Annotated in this window: 9 protein-coding genes; 4 read left to right on the top strand and 5 right to left on the bottom strand. The window is 62.0% G+C overall.

Going from position 1 to position 11,581, the window contains the following annotated elements; all coding sequences use genetic code 11:
- Positions 1-56 precede the first annotated feature (56 nt).
- The 3 genes from ACYCFC_RS05400 to ACYCFC_RS05390 form a co-directional block, all read right to left on the bottom strand.
- Positions 57-1,718, bottom strand: coding sequence for a DEAD/DEAH box helicase (locus tag ACYCFC_RS05400; protein ID WP_459653347.1), 1,662 nt, complete (start codon positions 1,716-1,718; stop codon positions 57-59).
- 329 nt (positions 1,719-2,047) lie between these two features.
- Positions 2,048-4,210 carry a methyl-accepting chemotaxis protein gene (locus ACYCFC_RS05395; protein ID WP_459653346.1) on the bottom strand — a complete coding sequence of 721 codons (2,163 nt, stop codon included), beginning with the start codon at positions 4,208-4,210 and terminating at the stop codon, positions 2,048-2,050.
- A gap of 149 nt (positions 4,211-4,359) precedes the next feature.
- The gene (locus tag ACYCFC_RS05390; RefSeq protein WP_181084310.1) at positions 4,360-5,115 is read right to left on the bottom strand and encodes a spermidine synthase; all 756 of its coding nucleotides are present in this window, start codon (positions 5,113-5,115) and stop codon (positions 4,360-4,362) included.
- Between the two features lie 224 nt (positions 5,116-5,339).
- Between ACYCFC_RS05390 and ACYCFC_RS05385 the strand changes: the two genes are divergently transcribed.
- Both ACYCFC_RS05385 and ACYCFC_RS05380 read left to right on the top strand, forming a co-directional pair.
- Positions 5,340-5,762: a hypothetical protein gene (locus ACYCFC_RS05385; protein WP_181084312.1), complete on the top strand. Its 423-nt coding sequence runs from the start codon at positions 5,340-5,342 to the stop codon at positions 5,760-5,762.
- A 195-nt stretch (positions 5,763-5,957) separates the two neighbouring features.
- Positions 5,958-7,310: a class II 3-deoxy-7-phosphoheptulonate synthase gene (locus ACYCFC_RS05380; protein WP_459653345.1), complete on the top strand. Its 1,353-nt coding sequence runs from the start codon at positions 5,958-5,960 to the stop codon at positions 7,308-7,310.
- A gap of 11 nt (positions 7,311-7,321) precedes the next feature.
- Here the strand turns inward: ACYCFC_RS05380 and ACYCFC_RS05375 are convergent, their stop codons facing one another.
- Both ACYCFC_RS05375 and ttcA read right to left on the bottom strand, forming a co-directional pair.
- Complete coding sequence (locus ACYCFC_RS05375) at positions 7,322-8,419, bottom strand: 3-deoxy-7-phosphoheptulonate synthase (protein ID WP_459653344.1); 1,098 nt, start codon at positions 8,417-8,419, stop codon at positions 7,322-7,324.
- Positions 8,420-9,045: 626 nt separating this feature from the next.
- Complete coding sequence (gene ttcA / locus ACYCFC_RS05370) at positions 9,046-9,870, bottom strand: tRNA 2-thiocytidine(32) synthetase TtcA (RefSeq protein ID WP_181084318.1); 825 nt, start codon at positions 9,868-9,870, stop codon at positions 9,046-9,048.
- Between the two features lie 96 nt (positions 9,871-9,966).
- Between ttcA and ACYCFC_RS05365 the strand changes: the two genes are divergently transcribed.
- Entirely contained in the window at positions 9,967-10,596 is a 630-nt protein-coding gene (locus tag ACYCFC_RS05365) for a DNA-J related domain-containing protein (protein ID WP_181084320.1), read from the top strand.
- Positions 10,597-10,823: 227 nt separating this feature from the next.
- Positions 10,824-11,423 carry a Yip1 family protein gene (locus ACYCFC_RS05360; RefSeq protein ID WP_181084322.1) on the top strand — a complete coding sequence of 200 codons (600 nt, stop codon included), beginning with the start codon at positions 10,824-10,826 and terminating at the stop codon, positions 11,421-11,423.
- Positions 11,424-11,581: the final 158 nt, after the last annotated feature.

Raw genomic sequence — 11,581 nt, 5'->3', positions numbered from 1 at the left:
CTTTTCAGTCCACCCTTCGCTTTGACACCCTTAAAGCCTAGCCGAAACGGCTGGTTTTAATCTTCGCGATAACGACGCAGCTTGAGCTGCTTGCCACCTACGCGCGTGTCCTTGAGCTTGCCGAGCAGGCCCTCAAGGCCCTCTTCCGGCAGCTCGACCAGGCTGAAGCTGTCACGCACCTGGATACGACCGATGGCTTCGCGGGCCAGCCCGCCCTCATTGAGGATGGCGCCCAGCAGGTTACGCGCGGCGATGCCGTCACGGGCACCCAGCGGCGTGCGGCAACGAGCGCGGCCTTCACCCAGCGGGATCGGCGCACGACGCTCGCGGTCACCGCTGCGTTCCGGGCGCTCGGAACGCTCGCGCGGGCCGCTGTTCGGCACCAGCGGTTGCTCTTTCTCGACTTCAGCCAGGGTCAGTGCCTGACCATTGGTCGCCTTGCGCAACAGTGCGGCAGCCAGTGCACGCGGGCTGCAACCGATATCGGCAACCAGTTTGTCGAGCAGCTTGCCATGACTGGCTTCGGCGTCCGCGACCAGCGGCGCGAGGCCGTTGGTGAGCTTCTTGATGCGGGCATCGAGCACCTGCTGCGCATTGGGCAGACGAACTTCGGCTACCTTCTGATTGGTGACACGCTCGATGACCTGCAGCATGCGGCGCTCGCGAGGCGTCACCAGCAGCAGCGCACGGCCATCGCGACCGGCACGGCCGGTACGACCGATACGATGCACGTAGGATTCGGGATCGTAGGGCATGTCCACGTTGAATACGTGGGTGATGCGCGCCACGTCCAGACCGCGTGCGGCGACGTCGGTGGCGACCACGATATCCAGGCGGCCATCCTTGAGCGATTCGATGACGCGCTCACGCTGGTTCTGGGCGATATCGCCGTTCAGCGCGGCGGCCTTGTAGCCCTTGGCTTCCAGCGCGGCGGCCAGATCCAGGGTGGCCTGCTTGGTCCGCACGAAAGCGATCAGGGCGTCGAAATCCTCGACTTCCAGCAGACGCAGCACCGCTGAAATCTTCTGGTCGGCATGGACCATCAGATGCGCCTGCTCGATACGGGCGACGGTCTGGGTCTTGGCGGCGATCTTGATGTGCTGCGGCTCGCGCAGATGCTTCTCGGCAATGGCACGGATCGAATGCGGCAGCGTGGCGGAGAACAGCACGCTCTGGCGGCTCTCCGGCATGGCTTCGAAGATGACTTCCAGGTCATCCATGAAGCCCAGCTTGAGCATTTCGTCGGCTTCGTCGAGCACCAGGAACTGCACGGTCGACAGCAGCGCGCCGTTGCGGCTGAGGTGATCGACCAGACGCCCCGGCGTCGCCACGACGATCTGCGCGCCCTGGCGAATGGCCTTGAGCTGCGGCCCCATGGGCGCGCCACCGTAGATGGCGACGACGCCAACGCCAGGCATCTGCTTGGAATAGGTTTCGAACGCGGTGGCGACCTGCAGCGCCAGCTCACGGGTCGGCGCGAGAATCAGCGCCTGCACTTCGCGACGCGCCGGGTCGATCTTCGACAGCAATGGCAGCGCGAAGGCCGCAGTCTTGCCGGTGCCGGTCTGGGCCTGGCCGATCATGTCGTGGCCGCCGAGAATGACCGGAATGGCCTGAGTCTGGATTGCCGAAGGCTCTTCGTAGCCCACCGCGGCAACGGCAGCGAGTACAGCGGGATGAATACCGAGTGCGGCAAAGCCGCCGATTTCCTGGGTCATGGGTCTTTTCCTGATGCTCCGCAAAGACCCATGTTCCGAAGCTGCGCATGCCATGTAAAACCCGGAGACGGGTCACCCTGGCAGCCTTGGTCGGCGGGGTTTGCGAAAACGAATGAATGATGAATCGTCAAGGATAGCCGCGAAAGCGGATAGCAGCCGAAGCAGCGCTTCGTGTGTTGCAGTACCTGAACGCAGGCTGGGTTTCAGCCGGCGCGTACTATACCGGAATTTGTGCGCCTGTGCGCGTATTTTGCATAGAGCCTGCATAGCCGGCCATCACCGCCAAGGGCACGCCTGACAGGTTCGGCGTGCCCTGCCAGGCTCCCGACTCAGGCGGCCTCGCTGTTGGCGGCGCTGACGCGGAAACGCCCGACCAGTTGCTGCAGCTTACCGGCGGTATGGCGCACGCGCTCGGCGCTGTCCTGCAGCACACCGAGGGTCTGGCCCATTTCGCTGGAAGCCTGATCGACACCCCGGATGGTCTGGCCGTAATGCAGGCTGCGTTCGTTGAGCTGCTTGATGATGTCGAACATGCGCTCGACGGTCTGGTGCAGATGCACATTCTCCGATGAGGCTTCCTCGGTCAGGCGCAGGCTGCTGTCGACGTTCTGCACGCCGCCCTCCATGAACGATACCGCCTGGCGGGTTTCCTGTTGCAGGCTTTCCACCTTGGTGCGAATGTCCTCCGCAGCCTTGGCGGTGCGCTGAGCCAGCGAACGCACTTCGCCGGCCACCACGGCAAAACCGCGCCCATGCTCGCCGGCACGCGCCGCCTCGATCGCGGCGTTCAGGGCCAGCAGGTTGGTCTGGGTGGTGATGTCGCTGATCAGCCCGACGATTTCATCGATCTCGCCCATGCGGCTGTCGAGCAGTTGCACACTCTGGGCCGAGCGCTGCACCACGTCGCGAATGGATTCGGTGCCCTCACGGACGATATCGAAGCGTTCTCGGGCACGAGCCACGACCTCATCCATGGCGGCCTTCATGTCCTCGGCGGTCATCGAGGCCTGCTGGATTTCGCCAAGCTGCTCTTCCACCAGCAAGAGCAATTGATGAATCGATTCGGCGACCTCGCTGGTGGTCTGGCCTGCCTCGCCGCTGCGTTCGAGCATCAGCTCGTTGTCCTGGCGAACATGCCTGGAGACATGGATGACCTGCCCGACCACAGTGTCCAGGCTGTCAATGAAGCTGTTGATCCAGCGGCCCATGTCGCCGCTCTCGTCGCGCGGCATGCTCGCGCTGTCGATGCGCTGGCGAAGGTTGCCCTCGCCCTCCGCCAGGGTACGGATCACGTCGGTCATGGCCTGCATCCGCGCCGCCAGCCGTCGCGGACCGAAAGCGGCAAAGACCCATGCCCCCAGCAGAAGCAACAAGGCGTTGAGCACATGGAGTACCGGCTGCGACAGCCCGCTGAATGCCTGCAGCAAACCACCGAGAATGAAAAGCGTGGTCACGGTGAGCATATAGGTCTTCATCAGCCCGACGCTCAGCGAGCGGCGTCGATAGACCTCCTCCAGATCGGCCTCGCACATCATGCCCCAGCGATCCGACGAACCCTGCATCTGGAACGTCATGCCCTTGCCGACCACCGCGATATGCCGGTAGTCGGAATACCCCGGATAGGTAACGAACAGGTTGGCGCCCCTGGCAATGGTTTCGCGAACCCCCGGATGCAGCTGTCCGGTGGCCGGATCAGTGAAGCGCAGCTCCAGTTCGGTGTGCTGCTGCACCCGCACCGTGCCCCAGGCCGTGCGAATGCCACTCTTGAGATTGTCGCCGTGACTGAAGGTCGAGTCCTCGAAGCGTGAGCGCGACAGCGCCGTGCCAGGCTGGATGCTGCTGTCGAAACGCGATTCGACCATGAACAGATAGTTGTCGCCCGACTCGGGATAGATATGCCCGGCCTCGCGCTGGATCAGGTCGCCCAGCACATCGTTGGGCACGCGGGCGCAGATGCAACCGATGGTGTTCCCGGCAACCTTTACCGGCTGGTAGAACATCAGCGTCACCGCATCATGGAAACGCGAACTCGTGGACCCCAGGCGCTGCGTCAGCACATCAGAATAGGGTCCGTGCAGGAACGGTTTGCCCAACCCCTCGGCGACGGCACGCCTGTCGAGATCCTGCTGGCCAATGTGAGCAGCGCAGGTCGAGGCGATCACCCGTCCCTGCGGTTCGATCACGAACAGCTCGGAGAAATCGGCCATCTGCACACGCTTGGCTTCGAGCAATGCCGCATTCACACGCAGGACATCCGCTCCAAGGCTGCTTGCCAGATCCTCCAACTGCTCCCAGTGCGCCGCCACCCAGTTCTGCAGGATACGCGCCCGCGACTGGGCGATCCCCTCGAATATATCCTCCACAACCGGAACGCTGTGGCGATTCAGCCAGCACGACCAGCGCATGGCCAGCTTGCCCGTCCCACCCAGCCAGGGCAGCCAGTGACGTTCGCGGGAAGACAGTTGCATCAGATGACTTTGAAGGCTGCTCACGGCGGCTCCTTGCGTACAGGAATACCATGGCAAATTGCAATTAACAGACCAGCTTCCAGGCCGGTTTCATCCCCGGACGGCGGCTCATTACGCCTCGCTACAAGGCAGGCGCAGAGAATTCCGCCGCAACACGCACCAGAACAGGGCAATCAGCTCGCCGGTCGCAGCGCCCCGATCAATGAGTCGAGCGAATAGCCCAGGCGCGGCGCCAGCTCGGCGGCGCGCTGGCGCAACCCGTCCAGATCCAGCGATTGCTCCAGGACCGCCGGTACGAACAGCACCACGTTGCCTTCCTTCACCGGGCATTCCCAGTAATGTCGGTGATACAAACCCCGCAGCAGCGCCGCACCCAGCGGTTTGTCATCCTCGGTGCCCCACTGATTGATGATCAGCCAGCCGCCGGGGTTGAGCTTTTCCTGGCAGCGCTTGAGAAAGACCCAGGCCAGATGAGCCGCCGCCGGTCCGACATCGGTATACAGATCGACGAAAATCAGGTCAGCCGATTCCGCCGTTTCCAGCAGTTCCACCGCATCGCCAATACGAATGTACAGGCGCGCATCGTTCTGCAGGCCCAGATAACGCATCGCCAGCTCCGGCACCGCCGGGCGCAACTCGATGGCCTCGACGTCGTCCAGCGGCAGGAATTCGAGACACGCCTGGGTCAGCGTCCCCGCACCCAGCCCGAGAAACAGCGCAGTCTCCGGCGCTGGGTGCAACAACCCACCCATCAGCATGGCGCGCGTGTAGTCGTATTCCAGCCAGCTCGGGGCAGCCGTGAATACGCAGCTCTGCTCCACCGCCGCACCAAATTCGAGAAAACGATAATCCCCGACCTCCAGCACGCGCACCAGACCGAACTCATCGCGCACTTCGGCCAGTATTACTTCCTGCCTGCCCACTATCATTTGCTCCTGATGAGGGATGGAACCATCTTCGACGCCCCGCCCGAACGCAGTAGGAGCGGCCATGCCCGCGAACTGTCAACCCGGTGGGAACCAGCAGAGATGCCTGTTTGTGCAGGTGCTTCAGCTGTTTCCAGCATATACAAACGCAACTGCCTCAGGAGTGATAAAGAATAATGGCCACTGGCCGAAACAAAGATCACGAACAGAGAGACTGCAATCACGCCATGCGCCTGATACCCCAAGTGGCCAACATATCCGGCCTGCCAGCCAGGACAACAAGCCTGGCCAACCCTGCCCTACCGGAAAACAATCGCTCACCATCCAGCCAGGCCGATAGCGTAGATATTTCTTCCTTGGGTCGGGCGCTCTCCGCCCTGGGCCAAACCAGCCAACCCGGCGGCAGCCAAGGTGAAAGCAGCCCTTATGAACTGCCCGAAGAAATCCAGCGTCTGCTGGAGTACATCCGCGACCTTCAGCGGCAGTTGCATGAACAGCAACAACAGCTGGCCAGAGCCACGGCAGACACCAGCCTGAGCCAGGAAACCAAACAACTCGAACTGGCCGGGCTTCAAGCCAGCATCAGCGCCCTGACAAGCAGCCTGATGAGCGCCATGACACAGCTTTTCCAGGAGCTCAGCAATACCTGACTCTGCCGGCCAACACACAGCAGAAGGAGCGCCTCGCGCCCACGCTCCGCGTGGGAATCCACCCTCGACATATCAGCCAACCCAGCACTCTTTTTGGTTTGTGTACACCTTCGTCCGGCCCATAACCCGCAACTATCAGCATCCTCTCATCGCGTCAGGTAAAATCCCCGCACTTTTTGCCATGGAAATAATCCGATGAACCCGACCTGGAGCCCCGCCAGCTGGAGGAGCAAGCCCATTCAGCAGCAGCCCGTGTACCCTGATATGGCGCATTTGCAGCGTGTCGAGCAAACCCTGACGGGGCTGCCCCCGCTGGTATTCGCCGGTGAGGCGCGTGAGCTGCGGCGGCAGTTTGCCGAAGTAACCCAGGGCCGTGCCTTTCTGCTGCAGGGCGGCGATTGCGCCGAGAGTTTTGCCGAGTTCTCCGCGACGAAGATCCGCGACACCTTCAAGGTGCTGCTGCAGATGGCCATCGCCATGACCTTCGCCGCCAGTTGCCCGGTGGTGAAGGTCGGGCGCATGGCCGGTCAGTTCGCCAAGCCGCGTTCGGCGGGTGAGGAAACCATCGGTAACGTCACCCTGCCCGCCTATCGGGGCGATATCGTCAATGGCATCGACTTCAACGAGAAAAGCCGCGTACCGGACCCCGAGCGTCTGTTGCAGGCCTACCATCAGTCCACCGCCAGCCTGAACCTGCTGCGCGCCTTCGCCCAGGGCGGTTTTGCCGATCTGCATCAGGTCCACCAGTGGAATCTGGACTTCATCGCCAATTCGCAGATGGCCGAGAAGTACCATCAGCTGGGTGCGCGAATCGACCAGGCGCTGAAGTTCATGCGCGCCTGCGGCATGGACAACATGCCGCAACTGCGGGAAACCAGTTTCTTCACCGCCCATGAAGCCCTGCTGCTCAATTACGAGCAGGCATTCGTGCGTGAGGACAGCCTCAGCGGCGACTGGTACGACTGTTCGGCGCACATGCTCTGGATCGGCGACCGCACCCGCCAGTTGGACGGCGCCCATGTGGAATTCCTGCGTGGCGTGGGCAACCCCATCGGCGTGAAGGTCGGCCCGAGCATGGACAGCGAAGAGCTGATCCGCCTGATCGACATTCTCAACCCGGAAAACGATCCGGGTCGTCTGAACCTCATCGTGCGCATGGGCGCGGACCAGGTGGAAGCCGGCCTGCCCCGGCTGATCCGTGCCGTGCAGGCCGAAGGCCGCCAGGTGCTGTGGAGTTCCGACCCCATGCACGGCAATACAATGAAGGCCTCCAGCGGCTACAAGACCCGCCCATTCGAGCGGGTGCTGGCCGAGGTGCGGCAGTTCTTCGATGTGCATCGCGCCGAAGGCAGCTATCCGGGCGGCATTCATATCGAGATGACCGGGCAGAACGTCACCGAGTGCATCGGCGGTTCGCGGCCCGTCACCGAAGACGGCCTGGGTGATCGCTACCACACCCATTGTGATCCACGGCTGAATGCCGATCAGTCGCTGGAGCTGGCGTTCATGATCGCAGAAACCCTGAAGCAACTGCGCCCGAACGCATAGGTCGCAGCGGCCTATTGGCTGCGCAGTCGTTCGGCGGCGCCGCGCAGCAATTTCTCGGTGGCATCCCAGCCCAGACACCCATCGGTGATGGAGACGCCATAACGCAACGCATCACCCAGCGGCTGACAGCCATCGAACAGGTGGCTTTCCAGCATCACGCCACGCAGGCTGGGGTCGCCCGCCAGCCGCTGAGCGATGACTTCTTGCAATACCGCCGGCTGGCGCAGCGGGTTCTTGCCGCTGTTGGCGTGGCTGCAATCGACCATGATCCGTGCGGCGATGCCCTGCTTCCCCAGCGCAGCGCGAGCGGCTGCGACGCTTTCGGCATCGTGATTCGGCCCGGCGTGCCCACCGCGCAGCACCAGATGCGTGTCGGGATTGCCCGCCGTTTCCAGTAGCGCCGGATGCCCCAGCTCATCGATGCCGAAATGCCGGTGCGGGTGCGCCGCCGAACGCATGGCGTCGCAAGCGATGCCCAGGCTGCCGTCGGTGCCGTTCTTGAAACCCACCGGCAGGTCCAGTCCGCTGACCATCTCGCGATGAACCTGCGACTCGCTGGTGCGCGCACCGATGGCGGCCCAGGCGAGCAGATCGTCGAAGTAACTGGTCGCCAGTGGCTGCAGCAGTTCGCTGGCGATGGGCAGGCCGGTATCGAGAATGTCCAGCATCAGCCGGCGCGACAGGCGCAGGCCTTCGGCCATGTCACCACTGCCGTCCAGGTGCGGGTCGTAGAGCAGCCCTTTCCAGCCGACCGTGGTGCGCGGCTTTTCCACGTAGGTACGCATTACCAGCAGCAACTGGTCTTCGACCTGCGGCGCCAGTTCGGCCAGGCGCTGAGCGTATTCCAGCGCGGAAAGCGGGTCGTGCAGGGAACAGGGACCGACCACCACCAGCAGGCGCGGGTCGTGGCCATCGAGCACGGCGCGAACGGCGTTGCGGTGGTGATGGATACGTTCGGCGAGCGCGGCATTCAGCGGCAGGCGCTGGCGCAACACGGCGGGGCTGGGCAACGGCTGGGCGCTGCGGCGAGCGGGGATGGAAACGGGAGCCGAGACTTCAGCGAGATCAAGCTGGACAGCGGCGTTCTGGGTAGTGACGGAAGCATTCATGAGCTGGCGGTTCCTTCGGCCATCGCGGGCAATCCCGCGACGGCGCTAATCGTGTGTTCGTTCAGGGGGTGTCGGGGCAGCGGTGAAGCGGCTAAATCGCCAGTCGTAGCGGTAATAACGGTCGGTGCGGTAATAGGTGCTCATGCTGTATTCCTCGTTGTGCAGATTGTTTGGCCAAAAAAACAAAAACCCCGGTCGGGTAGCCGACCGGGGTTTGAAAAAACGTTTGGTGGCGACCCTGTTTGCTGGGGCGCCTGTTGGGGTATCAGACGCGCCTGCGGCTAAACCAATACCCAAAGTAATAACCCGCAGCCGCAATCATCTGCCCACGCAACTGCGCAGTGCACGTGGCACTGGCGTTGGCAATGGACTGGAAAGCGAGGCTGAGGGACATGTTCAACTCCTGATTGGCATCAACCTTAATGTTTCGAGTCGCAGGCTGCAAGTCGTCGGATACGCCTGCGGATCGTCGGATTACGCCTTCGGCTAATCCGACCTACAAATGGCTGGGGTTTTGTAGGTCGGGTTACGCTTCACCAACCCGACAAGCAGAGTCACAGTGGATGTCAAAAGCGACATCCACCCGCTTCCCTCCAGCCTCCCGCGTCTTTAATCGTCGTTTGCCTTTAAAGGCTCATCACATCGACGAAGCGCGGCGTGGCGTCGTTGTCGATGCGCAGGCTCTTGAAATCGAACAGGCTGCGGTCGGCCAGTTGCGAGGGCACCACGTTCTGCAGCGCACGGAACATGATCTCGGTGCGGCCCGGCGACTTGCGTTCCCACTCGCGCAGCATGTCCTTGACCACCTGGCGCTGCAGATTCTCCTGCGAGCCGCAGAGGTTGCACGGGATGATCGGGAATTCCTTCATCTGCGAATAGGCTTCGATGTCGCTCTCGCTGCAATAGGCCAGCGGACGGATCACCACGTTGCGGCCATCGTCGGAGAGCAGCTTGGGCGGCATGGCCTTGAGCGTGCCGCCGTAGAACATGTTGAGGAAGAAGGTTTCCAGGATGTCGTCGCGATGATGACCGAGGGCCATCTTGGTCGCACCGATCTCGTCGGCGAAGGTGTAGAGCGTGCCGCGACGCAGGCGCGAACACAGCGAGCAGGTGGTCTTGCCTTCCGGGATCTTCTCCTTGACCACCGAATAGGTATCCTTCTCGACGATGTGGTAGTCGATACCCAGGCTCTTGAGATACTCGGGCAGCACATGTTCGGGAAAGCCCGGCTGCTTCTGGTCCATGTTCACCGCGACGATCTCGAACCGGATGGGTGCGACCTTCTGCAGGTACAGCAGCACGTCGAGCATGGTGTAGCTGTCCTTGCCGCCGGACAGGCAGACCATCACCTTGTCGCCCTCCTCGATCATGTTGAAGTCGGTGACTGCCTCACCGGCCAGGCGGCGCAGGCGTTTCTGCAGTTTGTTCTGGTTGACCGAAAGGTTGCCCATGTCTGGAATCCGGTTGGAATACGAAAGGCGCGCATTTTACGCGCAAAGCGCGCATCGCCCCAGTCCATCCTTTCCGTCTTTGCTAGGCTTGCCGACATGAACGACGAACTCGCACCCGAGATGGACCTGGCCGAGCAGATTTTCGTGCTGCTGCGCGAGCAACCGGAGGGTTGCAGCGAATACCAGCTGATCCAGCAACTCAAGGCCCGCCACAGCACGCACATTTCGCATTTGCCGCTGTTCGACAAGCTGGTGCTGTTCCGTACGCATTTCCTGGTGTTCAACGCGCTTTATCAATTGCGTGACCGTCTTTGGCAGCAGGCTCGCCACAGCCTGCAGATATCCCCCCTGAGTATCCAGCTGCAGCCCTATGTCGCAGCAGCCAGCGGGATCAGCGAGCCGGACCCGCTGCGTGCGTACTACCTGGACATGGACAACCTGCGCGACACCGACGAAGAAGAAGTGGAGCGCCTGCTGGCCAGTTTCTGGTCACGCATGCGTGGCGATTACCAGGGCGAACCACAAGAGGCCTGGAGCCCCGACCAGAAGCGCGCCGCACTGGAGTTGTTCGAGCTGGAGCAGGAAGATCCGTCGCTGACCCTGCATGCCATCAAGCGACGCTATCGCCAGCTGGTCAGCATCCACCATCCTGACCGTGGCGGCAGCACGACGCGAATCCAGTCGATCAACCTGGCGATGGAAATATTGCAGCGTTATTACGACTGAAGGGATAGCTTCCAAACGCTCTAACCAGCGCAGCGCAGCCATTGTTTGCCCTCCTATACTGCGTCATAAGGTCGCACGCTTTCACGCTGGCGCAAGCCAGCAGGCCGTTGAAAAACGTAGGCGAGGCAGGCAAGACGAGGTTGTTTTTAACGATGTATTGCCAACGCAGGTAGTTTTTCGACGGTCTGACAGGCGAAGCGGCTCTCCAATACCGAGGAGGCGCAGGCATGATCAATCACGTTTGGGGACTGTTCGCTCATCCCGACCAGGAATGGCAGGAAATCACCGGGGAAGAACGGCGCGTCGGGCGCCTGCACCTTTGGGAAGTACTGGTACTGGCTGCGATCCCGCCGATTTCGGCCTTCATCGGCACCACGAAGTTCGGCTGGAGCATTGGCGGCGGTGAAACCGTGATGCTCACGCAAAGCAGCGCACTGCAACTCACCCTGCTGTCGTACCTGGCCATGCTTGCCGGTGTCGCCGTCATGGGTGCCTTCATTCACTGGATGTCCCGCACCTACGATGCCAGCCCAACCCTTACGCAATGCGTCATGTTCGCCGCCTATACCGCAACGCCCCTGTTTATCGGTGGTCTGGCTGCGATCTACCCCGTTCTATGGCTTGGCATGCTCGTCGGTACGGCAGCAATCTGCTACACGGCCTACCTGCTCTATGTCGGCCTGCCGACCTTCATGAACATCCCTTCGGATGAAGGCTTTCTGTTCTCCAGCTCAGTGCTGGCCGTGGGACTTGTGGTGCTGGTGGCGATCATCGCGCTGTCGGTGATCATGTGGGGAATGGGTGTGGGGCCGGTCTACGTACGCTAACCGCTGCACATACGCAGGCATAAGGGGCCGCCATCAGGCGGCCCACTTCGTTTCTGATACATACCGACGCAGGGGGAAACCCTTGGCGCATCTGCCGTTCTAAAGCGTAACGCCAGCCAGGGCGTTACGCCGTGGCAAAGCCACCCGAGGCAGATGGA

It is taken from the genome of Stutzerimonas sp. NM35 (assembly GCF_054604355.1).
The sequence above is the reverse complement of the archived record's forward strand: the minus strand, read 5'-3'. Positions and strand labels throughout refer to the sequence as shown.

Excerpts from the sequence above, each read along its gene's own strand:
- ACYCFC_RS05365 (WP_181084320.1), top strand. The coding sequence starts at position 9,967 with ATGAACGACGAACTCGCACCCGAGATGGACCTGGCCGAGCAGATTTTC.
- ACYCFC_RS05385 (WP_181084312.1), top strand. The coding sequence starts at position 5,340 with ATGCGCCTGATACCCCAAGTGGCCAACATATCCGGCCTGCCAGCCAGG.
- ACYCFC_RS05390 (WP_181084310.1), bottom strand. The coding sequence starts at position 5,115 with ATGATAGTGGGCAGGCAGGAAGTAATACTGGCCGAAGTGCGCGATGAG.
- ttcA (WP_181084318.1), bottom strand. The coding sequence starts at position 9,870 with ATGGGCAACCTTTCGGTCAACCAGAACAAACTGCAGAAACGCCTGCGC.
- ACYCFC_RS05375 (WP_459653344.1), bottom strand. The coding sequence starts at position 8,419 with ATGAATGCTTCCGTCACTACCCAGAACGCCGCTGTCCAGCTTGATCTC.
- ACYCFC_RS05380 (WP_459653345.1), top strand. The coding sequence starts at position 5,958 with ATGAACCCGACCTGGAGCCCCGCCAGCTGGAGGAGCAAGCCCATTCAG.
- ACYCFC_RS05360 (WP_181084322.1), top strand. The coding sequence starts at position 10,824 with ATGATCAATCACGTTTGGGGACTGTTCGCTCATCCCGACCAGGAATGG.
- ACYCFC_RS05400 (WP_459653347.1), bottom strand. The coding sequence starts at position 1,718 with ATGACCCAGGAAATCGGCGGCTTTGCCGCACTCGGTATTCATCCCGCT.